18 protein-coding genes are annotated in these 19,578 nt (G+C 56.8%); 13 read left to right on the top strand and 5 right to left on the bottom strand.

Features of this window, described 5'->3' with window-relative positions; genetic code table 11:
* The first annotated feature begins 88 nt into the window (after window positions 1-88).
* The 3 genes from Q0746_RS13625 to Q0746_RS13635 are packed head-to-tail and all read left to right on the top strand — an operon-like array spanning window position 89 to window position 3,108.
* Window positions 89-1,105 carry a Gfo/Idh/MocA family oxidoreductase gene (locus Q0746_RS13625; RefSeq protein WP_298261160.1) on the top strand — a complete coding sequence of 339 codons (1,017 nt, stop codon included), beginning with the start codon at window positions 89-91 and terminating at the stop codon, window positions 1,103-1,105.
* A complete protein-coding gene (locus Q0746_RS13630; protein ID WP_298261162.1) occupies window positions 1,098-2,087 on the top strand; it encodes a Gfo/Idh/MocA family oxidoreductase in 990 nt (329 codons plus the stop codon). Before Q0746_RS13625 ends, Q0746_RS13630 begins: the two co-directional genes overlap by 8 nt.
* Complete coding sequence (locus Q0746_RS13635) at window positions 2,080-3,108, top strand: Gfo/Idh/MocA family oxidoreductase (protein ID WP_298261164.1); 1,029 nt, start codon at window positions 2,080-2,082, stop codon at window positions 3,106-3,108. Before Q0746_RS13630 ends, Q0746_RS13635 begins: the two co-directional genes overlap by 8 nt.
* On the opposite strand, the gene Q0746_RS13640 is transcribed toward Q0746_RS13635, so the two are convergent.
* Complete coding sequence (locus Q0746_RS13640) at window positions 3,105-4,715, bottom strand: GMC family oxidoreductase N-terminal domain-containing protein (RefSeq protein WP_298261166.1); 1,611 nt, start codon at window positions 4,713-4,715, stop codon at window positions 3,105-3,107. The two genes, Q0746_RS13635 and Q0746_RS13640, sit on opposite strands and share 4 nt — an antisense overlap.
* A 10-nt stretch (window positions 4,716-4,725) precedes the next feature.
* A complete protein-coding gene (locus Q0746_RS13645; protein ID WP_298261168.1) occupies window positions 4,726-5,811 on the bottom strand; it encodes a LacI family DNA-binding transcriptional regulator in 1,086 nt (361 codons plus the stop codon).
* A 163-nt stretch (window positions 5,812-5,974) separates the two neighbouring features.
* Here Q0746_RS13645 and Q0746_RS13650 point away from each other — a divergent pair, with 163 nt between their 5' ends.
* The 8 genes from Q0746_RS13650 to Q0746_RS13685 all read left to right on the top strand — a co-directional run bounded on the left by Q0746_RS13650 (window position 5,975) and on the right by Q0746_RS13685 (window position 14,968).
* Window positions 5,975-7,444 (top strand): aldehyde dehydrogenase family protein, encoded by a 1,470-nt coding sequence (locus tag Q0746_RS13650; protein WP_298261170.1) that lies wholly within the window; start codon window positions 5,975-5,977, stop codon window positions 7,442-7,444.
* A 52-nt stretch (window positions 7,445-7,496) separates the two neighbouring features.
* Window positions 7,497-8,471, top strand: a complete 975-nt coding sequence (locus tag Q0746_RS13655; protein ID WP_298261172.1) for an ABC transporter substrate-binding protein — start codon at window positions 7,497-7,499, stop codon at window positions 8,469-8,471.
* A 95-nt stretch (window positions 8,472-8,566) separates the two neighbouring features.
* A complete protein-coding gene (locus tag Q0746_RS13660) occupies window positions 8,567-10,075 on the top strand; it encodes a sugar ABC transporter ATP-binding protein (protein ID WP_298261174.1) in 1,509 nt (502 codons plus the stop codon).
* Complete coding sequence (locus Q0746_RS13665) at window positions 10,072-11,067, top strand: ABC transporter permease (RefSeq protein ID WP_298261176.1); 996 nt, start codon at window positions 10,072-10,074, stop codon at window positions 11,065-11,067. The genes Q0746_RS13660 and Q0746_RS13665 overlap by 4 nt, the downstream gene beginning before the upstream one ends.
* Before the next feature lie 2 nt (window positions 11,068-11,069).
* Window positions 11,070-12,071: an ABC transporter permease gene (locus tag Q0746_RS13670; protein WP_298261178.1), complete on the top strand. Its 1,002-nt coding sequence runs from the start codon at window positions 11,070-11,072 to the stop codon at window positions 12,069-12,071.
* Window positions 12,068-13,156, top strand: coding sequence for a mandelate racemase/muconate lactonizing enzyme family protein (locus Q0746_RS13675; protein ID WP_298261180.1), 1,089 nt, complete (start codon window positions 12,068-12,070; stop codon window positions 13,154-13,156). Before Q0746_RS13670 ends, Q0746_RS13675 begins: the two co-directional genes overlap by 4 nt.
* 10 nt (window positions 13,157-13,166) lie before the next feature.
* A complete protein-coding gene (locus tag Q0746_RS13680) occupies window positions 13,167-14,198 on the top strand; it encodes an alcohol dehydrogenase catalytic domain-containing protein (protein WP_298261182.1) in 1,032 nt (343 codons plus the stop codon).
* Between the two features lie 5 nt (window positions 14,199-14,203).
* The gene (locus Q0746_RS13685) at window positions 14,204-14,968 is read left to right on the top strand and encodes an SDR family oxidoreductase (protein WP_298261279.1); all 765 of its coding nucleotides are present in this window, start codon (window positions 14,204-14,206) and stop codon (window positions 14,966-14,968) included.
* Between the two features lie 229 nt (window positions 14,969-15,197).
* On the opposite strand, the gene Q0746_RS13690 is transcribed toward Q0746_RS13685, so the two are convergent.
* From Q0746_RS13690 to Q0746_RS13700, 3 genes are all read right to left on the bottom strand, one after another.
* Window positions 15,198-16,214: a LacI family DNA-binding transcriptional regulator gene (locus Q0746_RS13690; RefSeq protein ID WP_298261183.1), complete on the bottom strand. Its 1,017-nt coding sequence runs from the start codon at window positions 16,212-16,214 to the stop codon at window positions 15,198-15,200.
* 434 nt (window positions 16,215-16,648) lie between these two features.
* Entirely contained in the window at window positions 16,649-17,164 is a 516-nt protein-coding gene (locus Q0746_RS13695) for a gluconokinase (RefSeq protein ID WP_298261185.1), read from the bottom strand.
* The gene (locus Q0746_RS13700; RefSeq protein WP_298261187.1) at window positions 17,161-17,928 is read right to left on the bottom strand and encodes an SDR family oxidoreductase; all 768 of its coding nucleotides are present in this window, start codon (window positions 17,926-17,928) and stop codon (window positions 17,161-17,163) included. The genes Q0746_RS13695 and Q0746_RS13700 overlap by 4 nt, the downstream gene beginning before the upstream one ends.
* A gap of 244 nt (window positions 17,929-18,172) precedes the next feature.
* On the opposite strand from Q0746_RS13700, the gene Q0746_RS13705 reads away from it, so the two are divergent.
* Together Q0746_RS13705 and Q0746_RS13710 are read left to right on the top strand one after the other, a co-directional pair.
* Window positions 18,173-19,210, top strand: coding sequence for an L-idonate 5-dehydrogenase (locus tag Q0746_RS13705; RefSeq protein ID WP_298261189.1), 1,038 nt, complete (start codon window positions 18,173-18,175; stop codon window positions 19,208-19,210).
* Window positions 19,211-19,296: 86 nt separating this feature from the next.
* Entirely contained in the window at window positions 19,297-19,521 is a 225-nt protein-coding gene (locus Q0746_RS13710; protein WP_298261281.1) for an SMP-30/gluconolactonase/LRE family protein, read from the top strand.
* Window positions 19,522-19,578 lie beyond the last annotated feature (57 nt).

Here is a 19,578-nt window from a genome sequence, read left to right on the forward strand (position 1 = left end):
CCCAAAGTGGTTTCAAACCGGCTGGAAGAGATGAGCCGTTGACCCAATGGACGCTTTGGCGCACGGTCGGCCCGACTGGGAGGATTAGATGAAAAACGCGGTACTTATTGGGGTCGGAATGGTTGCCGAAACGCATCGTATGGCGCTTGAATCCTCTGAGCTTGCGCAGCTGGTTGCAGTATGCGCGCGTCGGCCTGAGAACGCGCAATCCTACGCAAAAAACCATGGTGTTCGCGCTGTGGCACTGGCAGATATCGCGGCTGATCCCGATATTGACTTTGCCATTGTGGCCACGCCTCCCAACGCCCGCAACGACATTGTGTCGGCTCTTGTGAAAGCGGGGAAGCCGATCCTTTTGGAGAAACCGATTGAGCGCAGCCTAACGTCTGCCGCAGCTATCGTTGAGCGATGTGAACTGGCTAACATCCCGCTTGGCATCATGTTTCAGCACCGGATGCGCGAAGCGTCGCAAAAACTGACGCAACTTATGGCCGATAAGGAACTGGGGGATCTCGCCTTGGCTGAGGTCAATGTGCCGTGGTGGCGCGATCAAGACTACTACGACACACCCGGACGGGGCACCATCGCGCAAGACGGCGGCGGAGTGTTGATCACCCAAGCCATTCACACGCTTGATCTGCTCTTGTCCCTGACCGGACCTGTCAATCAGGTGCAAGCCATGGCACGCACCAGCAAGCTGCACCAGATGGAGGTCGAAGACGTCGTTGCCGCAGGGCTTGATTTCGCCAATGGGGCCGTGGGCACTTTGACGGCCTCGACCGCCAGTTTCCCAGGAGGAGCCGAAACAATCACTTTGCATTGCACCAAGGCGTCAGCGCGTCTGCAAGCAGGGCAATTGCACATCCATTGGCAAGACGGGCGTATCGAGAAGTTCGGCGCGGCGGCCAATACAGGTGGCGGGGCAGATCCAATGGCCTTTACGCACGCTTGGCACCAAGGAATTTTAGATGACTTCATCAACGCAATCGATGAGCAACGCCCGCCGCTGGTCACGGGCCGCGCCGCACTGAAAACACATGCGCTGATCGAGGCGCTGATGGAATCCTCGCTTGAAGGAAAACGAATGAAAGTTCGAAATGTCTAAACTTAAAGTCGCCGTTTTGGGCATCGATCATCGCCATGCCTTCGGGATGCTTGGCAACATGCTGCAGCAGGGGGCGGACTGCGTCGGGTGGTGGACGGACGGCACTCCAGAGCCGCTGGAGGGTTTCGTAAAACGCTTTCCTGATGCGCCGAGGATGGCGTCGGTGGATGCGGTGTTGGATGCCAAGCCGGATTTGGTGATTATCTCTGCGATCCCAAGTGATCGTGCTGCACTTGCCATCCGAGCGATGGAGGCGGGCATTGATGTGATGTCCGACAAACCGGGCTGCACCACCATGGATCAGCTAAACGCTCTGCGGGACTGTGTCGCGCGTACGGGGCGCATTTGGTCGGTAGATTTCTCGGAACGCTTCGAGGTGCCATGTGTGACCCGTGCTGCAGAACTTGTACAAGAAGGCGCCATTGGTCGCGTCATTCAAACGGTGGGGCTTGGGCCGCATCGCTTGAACCGGCCGACGCGACCGGACTGGTTCTTTGATCCGGCCCGCAACGGCGGCATTCTAACCGATATTGCGTCGCATCAGATTGACCAGTTTTTGTATTTCACAGGGGCTACGGATGCCGAGGTGACGCTTGCGTCGGCCACATCAGTTGGCGGGGATTTTCAGGACTTCGGCGAAATTGCCCTGCGTGCACCCGAAGGCCACGGCTACATTCGTGTGGATTGGTTTACTCCGGATGGCTTGCCGACTTGGGGCGACGGGCGCCTGACGATTTTGGGCACGGAGGGCACGATTGAGCTGCGCAAATATGTGGACGTGGGCGTGGGGATAGGGACGGATCATTTGTTGCTTACCAATGGGACGCGTTGCGAGAAAATTGATGCCAGTGATGCGGGGCTGCCCTATTTCGCGCGGCTGATTGCAGATATCCGCGACCGCTCCGAGACTGCGATGCCACAAGCCCACGCATTCAAAGTGATGGAACTGGCCTTGCGTGCTCAGGAGATCGCAGATGCGTAGGGTCGCCATTATTGGCGCCGGAATTGGCCGCGAACATCTGGCCGCCTACCGCGCCCTGCCGCAGCAATTTGACGTCACAGTGATCTGCGATTTGGACCGCGCGCGTGCGCAAGAGATCGCAGGCGACATCCCCGTTGAAACGGATTTGGACGCCGTCTTGGCGTCGGATGTCGACATCATAGATGTGTGCCTGCCGCCGCATCTTCATGTCGCGACGGCGATCGCGGCGATGGAGGCGGGCAAGGATGTCATCTGCGAAAAGCCCGTAGCAACGTCGCTGGCAGATGTGGACCGCTTGGAGGCGGTGTCTTTGGCTACTGGGCGTACCGTCTATCCGGTATTCCAATATCGCTTCGGCATTGGGGTCGCGCAGGTGTTGCATCTGATCCGAAGTGGCTTGGCGGGCAAAGCCTTTGCCGGATCGATAGAGACCCATTGGCGGCGCGATGCGGACTACTATGCCGCCGCGTGGCGCGGATCATGGCAGGGGGAGCAAGGGGGCGTTATTCTGGGTCACGCCATTCACGCCCATGATCTGATGGGGGTGCTATTGGGGCCTGTGGCACAGCTCAACGCGCAGTTGGCCACGCGCGTCAACACCATCGAAACCGAGGATTGCGCTGCGATCAGCTTCACATTGGACAGCGGTGCGTTGATTACGTCCTCGGCCAGCCTCGGGGCGGGGGATGATACCTCCCGTATCCGGATTATGTTCGAAGGGTTTACAGTTGAAAGCGGATTGTCCCCCTATGCACCGGCTGCCGCGCCTTGGACCATAACGCCAAGGGCCGTGTCGCAAGGCCGGATCGATGCGGCGTTAGCGGGACTAGTAGCGCCGCCGTTGGGCTTTGAGGGGTTTTTACAAGCGATTGCAACGGGCCGTGATGCCGTAACGCTTGCCCATGGTCGCGCATCAGTTGAACTGGTTACAGCCCTGTATATGTCGGCCAGAAATGGCGGCCAAACGGTCCGGCTGCCTGTGTCGCGTGACCATCCTCTTTATGCGGGCTGGAGGCCCTAAGCGTCCTCCATAATCAGGTCGGCACAGCGCGCCCCAAGCATCATGGCCGGCGCATTTGTGTTTCCGGCGTTGATATCCGGCACAGCGGACATGTCGCAAACCCGTAGTCCCTCGACGCCACGAACCCGCATTTTCGCGTCCAGAACGGCCATGGGATCACTATCAGCCCCCATTTTACAGGTCCCTGCGGGGTGGTAGTTGGTTTTGACAAAACGTTTGCAATGGGCCCGAAGGGTGTCGTCATCATCCGCGGTGGGGATCACTATGTCGCGAATGCGGTCCGACAAAGGCTGGGTTTCAAACGCACGGCGAAAGAACCTCTGGGCGTTGATCATCTCGGCCATATCGTCTTCATGCTTCAACAGATTTGGAGAGAACCGCGGCATGGCAAAAGGATCACTTGAGCGCAGGCGCACCTCGCCGCGTGACTTTGGCTTTACGACCACGGTGGTCACCGTCAACCCGTAGTCATCCTCGACTTCGGACAGCGCATCGCGGTCCAGATAGACGATCGGCACGCAGAACGCCTGAATGGTCGGGGCAGCCGTTGGGGTCCTTGGGTTGATAAATGCCCCTGCCTCAACCCCTGCGGAGGTCACCGGCCCGCTGCCAAACAGCTTGAGCTGCAAGCCATTGCGCAACATCCGCCATCCGACACCTTGCTTGAAATACCCGTAGGGGCCATTGGCAAAGGCCGTAACGGGGACTTCGGGGTGGTCGATCAGGTTTTGCCCGACACCGTCCAAAGGCGCTGTGACATCAATCCCGTGTTCGCCCAAATGTGCCTCGGGACCAATGCCCGATTGCATCAAGATTTTTGGCGACACCAGTGCCCCCGCCGCAAGAATGACCTCGCCGTCAGTCTGGGCCGTGTGGTGGCCGGATTTGTCGCGATAGGTGACACCGGTGGCGCGGCCTTTTTCGATGATGATCTGCGCGACCTCTGCATGCAGTTTCACGACCAGATCGGGGTTTCCCTTAAGCGGCGCCAAGAATGCATAGGCCGAAGAGCTGCGTTTGCCGCTTCGGTTGGTGAACTGGTAAAACCCGACGCCACGTTGTGTTGCCCCGTTGAAATCGGGGTTGAACGGCTCGCCCATGGCTTGAACCGCTTGCACAAACCAACGTGACATCTGGTCGATATGGCCGGGGTCAGATACCTGAACCGGCCCTTGGGTGCCGTGCAGCTCGCCTGCGAACCGATTGTTGTTTTCCATGCCGCGAAAATAGGGAAGGACGTCCTTCCATCCCCATCCGACCCCATCGTTGGAGCCCCGCAAGATTTCGCCCCATTCATCGTAGTCCGAAGGGCGCCCGCGCATGTAGACTTGCGCATTGACGGAGGACCCGCCGCCCAAAACATTGCCTTGAGGGATGTCTTGCACACGCCCGTCCAGATGGGGCTGAGGATCTGACTTATGGTAGCGCATGAACTTGGAGCCGTTGATCATTTTGAAGATCCCCGGAGGCATGTCGAGCAACGGATGGCGGTGCGAATGCCCCGCCTCAAGTAGCAACACCCGTGCACCTTTGTTGACCAAACCCGCCGCCGCCGCCGCCCCCGAGGAGCCGCCTCCGATCACGATATGGTCGAATGTTTCGCCCATGCAGACGCGGTTACGGGCGCGTTTTGGGGGCGGCGATCGAATCGCGCTCCACCAACTCGCACTCCAGTTTGGTAAGCGGGTGACGGTTGTTTCCGGTGGGGCCGTGGAACAATTGGTCCACCACCCAACGCCCCATTGACCGGTCCGCGAGGTTCATTGAGGTCAGGGGCGGGGACAGGTGGCGCGCGATCTCGTCATCGTCATATCCGATTACCGAAATGTCTTCGGGAATAGACAATCCCATCTCCTTAATAGCTTCATAGCAGCCGACAGCCATGCGGTCATTGGCGCAAAAGATTGCGGTCGGAGGATTGGGCAAGGACATCAATTTCTTGGTGCCTTCGAAGCCGGAACTCGGCAGCCAGTTGCCTTCGACGATCAGGTCTTCGTCATAAGGAAGGTCCGCGGAGGCCAGCGCATTGCGGTAACCGGTGTAGCGCCCGCTGGCGCATTCCATGAACAGCTCTCCTGTGATCAGACCGATCCGCGCATGCCCCTGCCGTATCAGCGCATTGGTTGCGGTATGCCCCCCCGCCACCTCACCTGGAATAACCGCGGGATGGCAGTAATCATCCGTATAGCAATTGAGCAAAAATACTGGAATATCGGTATCTTGCAGGATTTTCGGTAAGTCGACTTGCCGCGTGAAGACGCAGGCGTAAATGATCGCTGATACGCGCTGGTCAATGAAATACTGCAAGGTTTTGGGTTCGAGTGTCGGGTCATTTCTCGTTTCGGCCAGAATGACCAAATTGCCGGTTGCTTTGACTGCTTCCAATACTCCGTCATAGGCGTGAACGCCCTCTGGGCTGGTGGCAAGCGTGTCTATGACAAAGGCAATAGGGCCATCGATGTACCCCGGATTTTTACCCGCAGGTTTGGAGAGTTGCGCAGAGGCTTTATATCCTAGGTCGCGGGCGGCATCGGTGACGCGCTGGCGCATGTGCTCGGAAATTTTGACCGTGTCGTTGTTGTTCAAGACGAAAGAGACAGTCGGCTGAGAGCATCCGGCAACCCGCGCGATGTCACGCATGGTGACCCTATTGCCCGTCTTTGTTTTGCTCTTTGGGGCTGCCCCTTGTGCGTCGTCTTTCATGCTCTCTCCCGCGCTTGTGAGCTAGGTATAGCTGAAACTTCGACCTTCGACAATTCCACGAGATAATAATATTAGTAATATTACTAATTGACTTAAATAATTAAATGCCTATCCAATGGCGTTATCAAATCTGCTGCCAAATATCCCTGAACGTGAGTCGAATATGCTGCTTTCTAGCCAACCCAATGATGCCCCTATGATCGGGAAGATGTATGTGGACGGAGCATGGCAAAGCCCTGCGAACGCGCCCGTTATTGAGGTTGAAAATCCAGCGACTGAAGTCGCAATCGGCCATATTCCTGAAGGCACGGCTGATGACGCCGATGCAGCTGTTGCGGCCGCGAAAGACGCCAGCGCCCAATGGGCGGCGCGTCCGGCGATCGAGCGGGCGGGCTTTGTCCACCTGCTGGCCGATGCGATTGACGCTGATGCAGAGCGGCTTGCGCGATTGGTAACCCTTGAGCAGGGCAAGCCGATCGATCAAGCCCGTGGTGAAATCGGTGCGACGTCGAACTTCCTGCGCTATGCCGCAGAGCAGGCCCGCCGGATTACCGGTGATATTGTCACCTCTGACAGTCGCTCGGAAGAAATCCACATTCGACGCCACCCCTATGGTGTGGTCGTCGGGCTAACGGCATGGAACTACCCCGCAGCCTTGGCCACGCGCAAGCTTGGCCCCGCATTGGTCGCAGGCAATACTTTTGTGTTGCTGAGCCACGAAATCACCCCGTTTTCTGGTTTGGCGCTTGCTGAACTGGCAGAGCGCGTGGGCCTGCCGAAAGGGGTCTTCAACGTGGTCACGGGGCGCGGCCAAGTTGTCGGTCAGCGTTTGGTTGAACATCCGGATACAGCATTGATCACCATGACAGGCAGCACGCGTGCCGGTCGTGAAATTTTCCGTACCGCGGCCGACGAGCTAAAGGTCGTGCGGCTGGAGCTTGGTGGCAAGGCGCCCTTCATCGTCATGGAGGACGCGGACATAGATGCGGCTGTCACGGCAGCGGTGGGCGCGCGCTACACCAATTGCGGACAGATCTGCACCTGCAATGAACGTATGTATCTGCATGACGCCATTGCGGATGAATTCTTGGAAAAATTTGTCGCCCAAAGCCGTGCCCTATCGATCGGGGACCCGATGGGGGACGTGGACCTTGGCCCGAAAGTGAGCGGCTTGGAAGTGTCCAAAATAGAAGAGATTGTTGCACGCGGTGTGAAAGCCGGTGCGCAGGTTTTGCTGAAAGGGGGGGCATTGAATGATGGCCCCTACGAGAAAGGCCATTGGATTGCGCCAACCGTGATGGAGGTCACGGAAAACGCATCTCCGTTGATTCAAGAGGAAATCTTCGGGCCAGTGGTCGCAGCAAAACGAGTGAGCGGCTTCGACGAAGCCGTCACACTTGCAAATGACACGTCGTTTGGCTTGTCCGCCTACATGTTCACGCAAAACGCCAAGCGCATCGCGCAGACGCCTTATGCGCTGAAATTCGGGGAAATCTACATGAACCGCAGCAATGGAGAAGCCGTTCAGGGCTTTCACAGTGGTTGGGGTCAATCCGGAGTGGGCGGGGAAGACGGTCAATATGGCTTCGACGCCTACCTGAAGAAACAAACGACGTATCTGAGCTGGGGCTAGCCCCGATAATCGTGTCTGAAAAATCAGGCGCATCACAAGTGGAGGAAACACTATGAACCGCAGACTACTGCTATTGGCCGCAACGGCCCTGAGCTTTGGTGCAGGAACAATGGCTTTTGGCCAATCCCTGCCGCCACTCGAGAAAAAAGAACGCTACAAAGTTGGCTTTTCTCAGATGGAATCCAACAACCCTTGGCGCATTGCTGAAACCAAGTCGTTCCACGACACCGCAGAAAGCTGCAACTGGGATCTGATCGCGACTGATGCTGCTGGCTCCGCTGCCAAACAGGTTGCTGACGTTGACAGCATGATCGCCCAAGGCATTGACGTATTGTTCTTGCCTCCGCGTGAAGAAAAGCCCCTGATCCCTGCGGTGAAAAAAGCCAAGGCTGCAGGCATTCCTACGTTCCTTGTGGACCGTTCGGTTGATCCGGCTGCTGCCAAACCTGGCGAAGATTTCGTGGCCTTCCTTGGGTCTGACTTCATTGACCAAGGCCGCCGCGTTGCGGAATGGACAATCGCCAATTTCAAAGGTGAAAAAGGTGTTATCGTACAGCTCGAAGGCACCACAGGCTCATCCCCAGCGAATGACCGTAAGTCCGGCTTCGATGATGCGATTGCTGCCGACCCGCGCTTTGAAATCGTGGCCTCTCAAACAGGTGACTTTGCGCGTGATTTGGGGCGTCAGGTCATGGAAACCCTGCTGCAAGCACATCCGAATGTGAACATCGTGTATGCGCATAACGACGAGATGGCGATCGGTGCGATCCAAGCGTTGGAATTGGCTGGCCGCAAGCCGGGCGAAGACATCATGGTTGTGTCCATCGATGGCACGCGCGACGCGCTTCAGGCGATCATCGACGGCAAAATGGGTGTGACAGTTGAAAGCTCGCCTTTCTTCGGGCCACTCGCTTGTGAAGTCATGAACCGATACGCCAATGGCGAAGAGATTGAACACTGGGTTCAGGTTCAAGACCGTATCTTCACCGTGGACAACGCAGCCAAGCACATCGGCGAAGCCTACTAAGGCCACATATATTGGAGGGGAGGCGCGAGGTTTGACCGTGCCTCCCTTCGCTATCTAAGATTTGCCAAGGGGGGGATATGGCGGAACTTCTTTCAATGAGCGGAATCGACAAGGCGTTTGCCGGCGTGAGTGCGCTGTCAGGTGCGTCCTTGGAAATCGCCCCAGGCGAAGTGCATGCTTTGATCGGGCAAAACGGCGCTGGAAAATCGACGTTGATCAAAATCCTGACAGGCGTTTATCGCCGTGACGGGGGCGTTGTGACCTTTGGGGGCAAAGACAGTGTCATCAACAGCCCGCGCGAGGCGCAGGCGGCTGGCATTGCCACGATTTACCAAGAGTTGAACCTTGTTCCTCTACGGTCGGTCACCGAGAATGTTATGATGGGCTATGAGCCAAAGCGGCTTGGCGTCTTTATCAACTGGCGTGAAGCACATCGCCGAACCCGTGAAATCCTTGCGCGCTTTGGTATCGACATTGACGTGCGCGCGCCACTTGGCAGCTACTCCACCGCCATTCAACAGCTTGTAGCGATTGCGCGCGCAGTATCGTTGGACGCACGGCTGGTGATCATGGACGAGCCGACCTCGTCGCTGGATGCCTCCGAGGTGGAGGTGTTATTCGGGGTGGTGAAAGGGCTGCGCGAGGCGGGCGTGTCCGTTCTATATGTGTCTCATTTTCTTGATGAGTTGTTTGAGATTTGTGACCGCGTGACCACCATGCGCGACGGGCGCACGGTTGATTGCCGCGACATCGCTGGCAGCACCAAGCTGGAATTAATCGCCGCCATGTTGGGCCGCGACGCGGATGACATCGAACAGGCTGGCATGACCGAGTTCAGCGGCGGCACCGCTGGGGCCGATTTGGGTGAAGTGTTGCTCACGGCCGAAAATGTCACAACAGGGCCGCGTTTGACGGATTTCGACATGACGTTGCACCGCGGCGAGATAATTGGTCTTGGTGGATTGTTAGGGGCGGGGCGCACCGAAGCCGCCCGTGCCATCTTCGGGGTCGACCGTCTGACCGGCGGGCGGATCAACGTCAAAGGCGAGGCCTCGGGGCTAGAGACCCCATCCGCGGCGATTGAAGCTGGTTTTGGCTATCTCACCGAAGATCGCAAAGCCGAAGGCATCATCCCCGACATGTCGGTCCGCGAAAACCTGACCTTGGCCCTTTTGCCGAAACTGACCAAAAACGGCCAGATCGACCGCGCTCGAGAACGTGAGCTCGTTGCTCACTACATCAAAGCACTGGGGATCAAGACTGCCAATATGGAGCAACCGATCCGCGAGCTGTCCGGCGGCAACCAGCAAAAAGTTCTGTTGGCGCGTTGGCTGGCCATTGACCCGGATGTTTTGATTTTGGACGAACCGACACGGGGTGTCGACGTAGGGGCGAAGCGCGAAATTCAGGCGATCATCCGCGACAGTGTCGCAAAGGGCGTCGGCGTGATTTTGATCAGCTCCGAGTTTGAGGAAATTGTGGAAGGGGCGGACCGGATCATCGTGTTGAACGAGGGCCGCATCGTCACCGAACTCACCAACCCTGGCATCACCGAAGACGCGCTTGTGCGCGCTCTGGCACATACAGAGGGGCAGGCCGCATGAGCACCCAAGACACGGAACTAGGCGCAAGGCCTACAAAGACATTCGAATGGGGCCCCTTTTTGCGCACCAACGGCGGGCTGGTCGCTTTGGCCGTGATTTTGCTTTTCAACATCATCGTGACACCGAACTTTTTGCAGATGCAGACATTGTTCGTAAACATCAGCCAAGTTGCCACCATTGCCATTGTCGCCATGGGGATGACCTTGGTGATTGCCACCGGCGGGATCGATTTGTCGGTCGGCGCGATCATGGCGCTATCTGGGGCCATGGCTCCGCTGATCTTTATGTCAGAGTTTGGCCAGGCCAACCCTGCCTTGGGCATCACGGCAGCCATCGTTGTGCCGCTGATCGCTGCTTTGGCCTGCGGGCTGTTTAACGGAATTCTGGTGGCCAACCTAAAGGTGCAGCCGATCATTGCGACGTTGATTTTGTTTATCTCTGGGCGGGGCATCGCGCAGGTTTTGACGAATGGCAACCTGCAGACATTCTCCAACCCCTCATTTAGCTATCTCGGAACCGGAAAGGTTTTGGGACTGCCGTTTCAGGGCTGGTTGGCCATCGCGATTGCCTGCGTTTTGTTCTGGGTCATGAGCCGAACCATCTTTGGGCGCTATGTGCTGGCTGTGGGGGGCAACGAGCGCGCGGCCGAGCTTTCGGGCGGGCCTGTGAAGCGGGTGAAAATCGGCGTCTATATGATCTGCGGCGTGCTGTCGGGATTGGCTGGGCTGATCGTGGTGGCGATTAACTCCGCCTCTGACGCGGCGCGGAACGGCAACCTCATGGAGCTTGACGCAATTGCCGCCGCAGTTGTTGGCGGGGCGTTGCTGCAGGGGGGGCGTGCGCCAATCTTTGGCGCGATCCTTGGGGCCGTTATCATTCAATTGGTGAAATATACGTTGCTTGCAAATGGCGTGGAGGACGAGGTGGCGTTGATCGCCAAGGCCATCATCATCCTCGCAGCGGTTTACTTGCAAATGGCGCGGAAGGAGTGACCATGTTGGACACAGACGCATTTGATCTGCGCAAATACCTCTCCCAAAACCCTCAATCGGTTGCGGTCTGGGTGGCGCTTGTGGCGCTGATCCTATTTGGTGTTTTGCGCTACGAGAACTTTGGTGGGGCGTATAACTTTACGTCGTTCCTGAACTACAACTCGATGTTCATCATCATTTCTGTGGGCATGTGTTTTGTCATTATGACGGGGGGGATCGACCTGTCGGTGGGCTCTGTCGCGGCGTTCACATCCGTCGTAGCGGCGTATTTGTCGCCCTATGGTCTTGAGGTGGCACTTCCCATTGCCGTGTTGGCAGGGGCTGCGTTCGGAGCGATCAATGCATTTTGCATCATCGTTATGCGCATTCCGCCATTCATCGCGACGCTGGCCACAATGTTGGGGGCCAAGGGCGGGGCGTTGGTGATTTCCGGTGCCGAGACAATATCCGTCGACTGGGGGTCAAATTTCACCCGCATGGGGATGGAGACCGCGTTAAACATCCTGCCGTGGTCGATTGTTTTGGTCGGCGCGGTGATTGTGGTCCTTTGGTTTGTTCTGGAGAAAACCACCTTGGGCCGCACGGTTCTGGCCATCGGTGGTGGGGCGGATGCCTCGGTTCTTATGGGGTTGAAGGTAAATCGCGCCACGGCCTTTGTGTACCTGTTGTCGGGGGCGTGTGCCGGTTTGGCTGGCGTGATTCTGGCGTCTGGCTTTGGTGCGGGGCAACCTTTGGAAGGGATCGGCTGGGAGTTGTCGGCGATTGCATCCGTGGTCGTTGGTGGTACGCTTTTAACTGGGGGCATGGGCTCTGTTACCGCGACAGTTGCGGGCGCGCTTTTGCTCGGGTTGGTGTTCAACATCCTCAACTTTGAAAACGGCCGAGGGACAATTAGTTTCAGTGCCTACTGGCAAATGGTGATCCGAGGTGGTTTTCTCTTCGCAGTTATTTTGTTTCAGGCGCGCGTGACATCTGGGCGCGCGGCACGAAAGGCCCAAACATGACCAAGATCGTTTCAGTGGATGCACAATTGTTCCACATCCCTTTGGCCGAAGTGCTGGTGGACGCCAAGCATGGGGACCATCATTTCTTTGAACTGGTGACCGCCACCATTCACTTGGATGACGGGACGCAGGGCACTGGGTATTCCTATACTGGCGGCAAGGGCGGGCATGCCATCAAGGCAATGATCGATCACGATCTGGCGCCCTTCCTGATTGGCCAAGACGCGCAGGATGTCGAAGCCCTGTATGAGGCTATGCAGTGGCATGTGCACTATGTTGCACGAGGTGGCATTGCGTCATTTGCGATCTCGGCGGTGGATACGGGGCTTTGGGATCTGCGCGGCAAGCGCCTGAACCAGCCTTTGTGGAAAATGGCCGGTGGAGCAGGCACTGAATGCAAGGCCTATTGCGGTGGCATCGATTTGGGGTTCGAGTTGCCCAAGTTGCTGGACTCCGTTCAAGGGTATCTGGATCGTGGCTTCAACGGGGTGAAAATCAAAGTCGGTCGCCCTGATGACATTGAACGTGTCGCGGCGGTTCGCAAGCTCATTGGGCCGGATGTGGCCTTCATGGTGGATGCCAATTATTCGATGTCTGTGGAGCAAGCCATTGAGGCTGCGAATGCCTTCAAGGACCACGATATTTTGTGGTTCGAAGAGCCGATCATTCCCGACGACTACGACGGCTTTGCCAAGATTGCGGATGCCACGGGGGTGCCGCTTGCGATGGGCGAAAACCTTCACACAATCCACGAATTTGAATATGCGTTCGACCGTGCCAAGCTAAGCTTTGTGCAACCCGATGCGTCAAACTGCGGCGGCATTACGGGCTTCTTGCAAGTCGCCGAATTGTCTGAAAAGCATGGCCTGCCAGTGTGCAGCCACGGGATGCAGGAGTTACATGTAAGCCTTGTATCAGCACGGAAAAACGCGGGTTGGATTGAAGTGCATTCCTTCCCTATAGATGAGTATACAACGCGCCCGCTGAGGGTTGCGAACCACTTGGCCCAAGCGCCATCCGTTCCTGGAACAGGAGTTCAGTTTGACTGGGACAAACTGGCCGCCGCAAATTTACTTACGCAATGAAAGATATGAAATGACAAGTACTGCTGCCGTCTACCGAGGTGAGAAGAAGTTTTCGATTGAGAACGTGACGATTGCCCCTCCGCAGGCTGATGAAGTTCAAGTGGATGTCGCCTACTGCGGAATTTGCGGGACCGACCTGCACATCTATTTGGGGCATATGGATGGCCGTGTGGGCTTTGAGCGCACCATTGGTCATGAAATGTCTGGTGTGATCTCAGCGGTGGGATCAAACGTCAAAGGTCTGAGCGCGGGTCAGCCTATTGTTGTGCGCCCGCTGGACCACTGCGGGGACTGTCCGGCGTGCAACGCGGGCCATGAGCATGTTTGCCACAACCTGAAATTCATCGGGATCGATTCCGACGGGGCGTTTCAGCAAAAATGGAACGTGCCAGCGCATACAATCCATGTGCTGCCAGAGGGCCTCGACCTAAGCCACGCAGCGCTGATCGAGCCTCTGTCGGTTGCCGTCCATGATGTGCAGCGCGGAAATGTCCAAGCGGGCGAAGATGTGCTGGTCATCGGTGGCGGGCCTATCGGCATGTTGGTTGCGATGGTGGCCCGTGACGCAGGCGCCAATGTGACGATTTCCGAGATCAATGAAAACCGCTTGGCCTTTGCCAAAAAAGCAGGCTTTGCCATTTTGAACCCCAAGGACGTGGATGTGGCAAAAACCATCCATGAGACAACGGGTGGCAAAGGGGCGGATGTGGTGTTCGAGGTTTCGGGCTCGCAACCCGGTGTGGACTTGATGACCGCTGCGGCTGCCACACGTGGCCGGATTGTCATGGTCGCGATTCACGCATCCAAGCCCGAAATCGACATGTTCCAGTTTTTCTGGCGCGAATTGGATCTTTTGGGGGCGCGCGTGTACCGCCCCGAAGATTACGACAAGTCGATGGCCTTGCTGGCAAAGGGCGTGGTTGATTGCGAGGCCTTCATCACCGACATTCAAGACCTGACCAGCATCGAGACCGCTTTTGAAACACTGACCCAAAACCCCAACGCGATGAAATCCATGATCCGCATGTCGAAGGACGTATAATGACTGTGCTTAGCAAATTTGACCTGACTGGCAAAACCGCACTCGTAACGGGTGCAAAACGTGGCATTGGGCGCGGTATGGCCGAGGCCTTGGCGGAAGCCGGTGCGGATATCATCGGCGTGAGTGCCACGCTTGAAGCTTCCGGATCGGAGGTTGGGCGTGCAGTGGAAGCCCTCGGGCGCAAATTCACCGGCTATGCCTGTGATTTTTCCGATCGCGCTGCATTGAAGAAATTCTCTGAAAAGGTGCGCGCGGAACACAAGCAGATTGACATATTGGTCAATAATGCGGGCACAATTCTGCGTGCCCCCGCGGCAGAGCACCCCGATGACATGTGGGATGAAGTGATCGAGGTGAACCTCAACGCGCAGTTCATCCTGACCCGCGACATCGGGGCAACTATGGTCGAGCGTGGCTCTGGGAAGATCATCTTCACGGCCTCATTGCTGACGTTCCAAGGTGGCATCACCGTTCCAGGATATGCGGCGTCCAAAGGCGGTATCGGTCAGCTGACTATGGCCTTCGCCAACGAATGGGCAAGCAAAGGTGTCAACGTCAACGCCATCGCGCCAGGGTATATTGATACCGACAACACCGAGGCCCTGCGCAATGATCCTGCGCGCTCAAAGTCTATTTTGGACCGTATCCCTGCGGGCCGTTGGGGCAAGCCTGACGACTTTAAGGGGCCGGCTGTGTTCTTGGCGTCTGACGCCGCAAGTTACATGAATGGCCATGTGATGGTTGTTGATGGTGGCTGGATGGGGCGCTAAGGCGCTGGAATTCAAATCGAAATTACAATGAAGGTCAGCGCCATGGAGCGCTGGCCTTTTTTGATTTGGGGTCGTTTCGCGGCCAAAAGGTAAACCTGCGGCCACGCTTCACGTATCAGGCGCGCGACGGACGGTAACAGCTTAAGCGGGCATCCCTCCCACAGCCTTTGCATGACAAGGCCACGCCGGATTGCAATCATGGACAGATGCCGCGCGAGGATCACACCATTCAAGTCGATCCTGCAACGCGAAGTGACCACTCGATCTCTTGTACTGAGGCGCCAACGGCTTCCGCCTCCGATGCGGCCAGCTGGTCTAGGATAAGCTCCGCAGTTTTTGTGCCGATTTCGCGCGGTTGCGGGTTGATGGTGGTGAGCGTGGGGTGGGACACGGCCGCAATTTCATAGGCCCCAAAACCCGCAATGCAGATGTCACTGGGCACGGCGACCCCGCGCCTTTGACATTCGGTCAACGCGCCGAAGGCGCTGAGGTCGGACACACAAACCACCGCCTGCGTGTCAGGTAAAGTGTCCAGCAGTCGCGCCATAGCATCGGCACCTTCGCGCATGGATATCGGCGTAGGCCCCGCACTGATGAGGCGGCTTGAATCCAACCCATGGCTGGCCATTGCACGAATGAAACCGCGTCGGCGATCCGCGCCGCGCGTATCATCATTTGAATCACCCCCGATGAAAGCAATCCGCGATTTGCCCCGCTCCACAAGGTGATCAACCAACCCGCGAGTGGTATCGGCATTTGAAAATCCAACAACATGCTCGATAGGGTCTTGGGGCAAATCCCATGTCTCGACGACGGGGATGTTTGCGTTCTTCAATAGTTTGCGCGCGCGCGGGCTGTGTTGACCACCGGTGACCACGATGGCATCGGGTTTGCGTCGCAAAAGTTGCTCGATCAGGATTTCTTCCTTTTCGATGTTGTAGTCGCTGTACCCCAAAAGCACCTGCATGCCTGCGGCCTCAAGACGGTCCGACAGCGCGTCAACGGTATCTGCAAAATTGGCATTATTTATGGACGGGATGATCGCCGCCACAAAGTTGGTCTTCTGGGTCCGCAGATTGGCGGCTGTTGTGTCAAACACATACCCAAGCTCATCGGCGAGTTGCACGATGCGTTTGCGGGTTTCTTCATTGACGGATTTGTCGGCTTTAAACGCGCGGCTGACGGTCATCACCGAGACACCGGCTGCGGTTGCTACATTTTTCATGGTGACAGATGAGCGTTGCATAAATCGAGCGTCCTTACATCAATGGTGCGCATGAGGTTTTGGTGAGCACACATCTATCAAAAGCACGGCGGCCTGCGGGGCGCGGTGGTGTACAGCGGCATCCGTCGGCGCGGCGCATCGTGCTGTTTCCTTTAGGCCGGTGCAAACTGATCCGTGATTGTTTTGTGTCGTTAGCTTCATCCTCGGTGTAAACGGCTCTCTCTGATTTCGCGTTAACGTCTTTATTGTAAATGCCATTTTCGCTGATTGCTGTCTATGGACCTGATAACGATAACATCGACGGCAAGCGGACACAGACCCCATAAGCGCCAGCAGAGGCTAGCGATCTGGTCCCTAAGCAATGCCGACGCATCTTGCGCGCCGGACGTTCCCCGATTTGAATGTTGGTAGATCGTGAGGTCGGCGCAGGTGTTTTGGCGGAACCCCGACACCTGCTAGCGCGCGGGGGAGTTAGGCGAAGAGAGCTCTGCCATCTTTGAAATAAGTATGTCCACGATTTCTTCTGGGGCGTTCTCGATGTCTGCGACGAGGTGTAACTCGTCTGCTGCCGGAGGCTCCAGCGTCCTCAATTGACTCTCTAGCAGGGACGGGGGCATGAAATGCCCTTCGCGCGACTGGGTTCTTTCGATCAGGGTGTGGCGCTTGCCCTGAAGGAACAAAAAGGTGACGGGGGCGGTCGCTCGCTGCGTTATCCGGTCACGATATTTGCGCTTAAGGGCAGAGCAGGCGACAACCGTGTTATCGTCGCGCAGAGTTCTCCCTATGGCCTCAAGCCATGGCGCACGGTCATCGTCGCACAGCGCCTCGCCTCGTTTCATCTTGGCAACATTGCTGTGCGGGTGCAGATCATCTCCGTCGATGAAATGCATGCCAGTCCTTTGGGCCAATATTCGACCGACAAGGCTTTTGCCTGCCCCTGACACCCCCATGATCACATAGCGCTGACTCATAGGGATGCGGTTATCCCGCCATCGACAAAGACTGTGGTTCCATTCACAAATGACGACGCCGCGGAGGATAGGAAGATGCAAGTGCCAACCAGTTCCTCTACATTTCCCCACCGCCCAGCTGGGGTGCGGTTTGACAGCCAAGCGCTGAACTCCGGATCGTCCACGAGCGCCTTGTTCAATGGCGTGTCAAAGTACCCAGGGGCAAGGCCGTTACATTGCAACCCGTGTTTGGCCCAATCAGTGGCCATGCCTTTGGTCAGATTGGCCACGGCCCCTTTCGTCGCGGTATAGGGCGCAATACCCGGACGGGCGAGGGCGGTTTGCACAGAGCAGATGTTCACGATCTTTCCTGCGCCGCGTTTTATCATGTGTCGCGCGCAGGCTTGGCCGACATGAAAAACCGATGCGACATTGGTTTGTAGCAGCTGCTCAAAGGCATCAGCGGGGAAATCTTCAAGCGCACTGCGGTGCTGCATCCCCGCGTTGTTCACCAGAATGTCGATTTGGCCGGTCTCTGTTTCGAATGCATCAATGGCGCTCCGAACACCCAAGTGGTCGGTCGCATCAAAAGCAAGCTCGTGGACTATGTGCCCATCATCGCGCAACACCTTTGCCGCAGCAGAGAGCTTTTCCCGATCCCGTCCATTGAGAACAACCTCTGCGCCAGCTTCGGCAAGGCCGCGCGCAAGGGCGAGGCCGATGCCTTGGGATGATCCGGTGATAAGAGCGCGTTTTCCGCTGAGGTCAAATAGGGTCAGGCTCATGGGGTTCCTTTTGGGTCTCGACAAGTTTCGGGCTCGCTGTTTATGTTATCGATAACATGAAAATGTCAACGATCCTTGGGAAGAACAACATGCCAAAAGCCGAAGTCTTGCAAGGTTCTCCGCACTTCGAAGGGAGGCAGGATTTGCACGATATCTTGCGCCTGCCGCCTAGACCTCTGGGCGAGCGTGGAGAATTTTACCAAGCGTTATCAGTGGCTTCTAGCCAATGCCGAGGCGCTTCAAGATGAAATCAGTTGTGATACACGGCCCGAAAGATCTGCGCCTTGAGGATCACCAAGTCGCGATTCCCGCGCAAGGGCAGGTTCAAATCCAGCTGGCCGTCGGGGGAATCTGCGGATCAGATCTACACTATTACAATCATGGCGGTTTTGGGGACATCCGCCTGAAGGAACCGATGGTTTTGGGGCATGAAGTGTCCGGTCACATTTCGCAGATGGGGGAAGGGGTGACTGGCTTCAGCCTAGAGCAATTGGTTGCCGTGTCGCCGTCGCGACCCTGCCGGGATTGTCAGTATTGCGATGAAGCATTGTTCAACCATTGTTTGAACATGCGCTTCTACGGCTCGGCGATGCCCTTCCCACATATCCAAGGTGCGTTCCGCCAGACCCTTGTTGTGGAGGCGTCGCAATGCGTCGTGGCGGAGGGATTATCAGCAGCAGAAGCCGCGATGGCCGAGCCACTGGCGGTATGTCTGCATGCGGTGAAAAATGCGGGTCCATTGTTGGGGAAGTCAGTGCTGGTCACTGGCTGCGGCCCGATCGGGGTTTTGTGCATTCTGGCGGCCCGCCGTGCAGGGGCAGACTTTATTGTGGCGACTGATTTGGGGGAATTCACTCTAGAAATGGCGCGAAATGCGGGTGCGGATGTGGCCATCAATATGGCGCAAAACAGCAGTGATCTTGCGCGCTACACGCAGGGCAAAGGCACATTTGATGTGATGTTCGAATGCTCTGGTGCACAGGTTGCTGTGTCTGGGGCCGTTCACGCAATGCGCCCATGTGGTACGATCATTCAGCTTGGGCTTGGCGGGGATATGACATTACCGGTGCAAGCGATGACCGCAAAGGAGCTGTCACTCAGGGGATCATTCCGGTTCCATGAAGAGTTCCCCACCGGTGTAAGCTTGATGCAAAAGGGCTTGATCAACGTGAGCCCGTTGATCACCCATTCCTTTGGCTTAGGTGATCTTCATCGGGCGTTTGACACAGCCGTTGATCGTAGTCGCGCCATGAAGGTTCAGCTCAATTTTGCGGATGCGTAACCATCTGAGTTTTTGGCGGGCCGTCATTACGGGATTGCTAGCAATTATGAGGGCTTTCAAGCCCCGCAGGAAAACCCTTGCGTGGTGTGCCGAGTATCGCCGGACACAGGCGCGATGGAAACCTGTGGTCGTCAGCGGCGGATGGTGTGCATTGTATTGCTCCGGATGGCCATTTGATGGGAAAGATCCTTGTGCCGGAGAAAGTGTCGAATGTTTGCTTTGGCGGGCGCGCAAAACATGAACTTTATGTTACCGCCACGACAAGCTTGTATCGGGTCATTCTTAATAGGGCGGGTGTTCAGAAGCCTTAGTCTGACGGTCTTATAGGTCTCGTTTTGAACGCTGTTCTGGGGGCCGGTCGAGACCGA

The organism is uncultured Litoreibacter sp., assembly GCF_947487515.1.
Lineage (GTDB): Bacteria > Pseudomonadota > Alphaproteobacteria > Rhodobacterales > Rhodobacteraceae > Litoreibacter.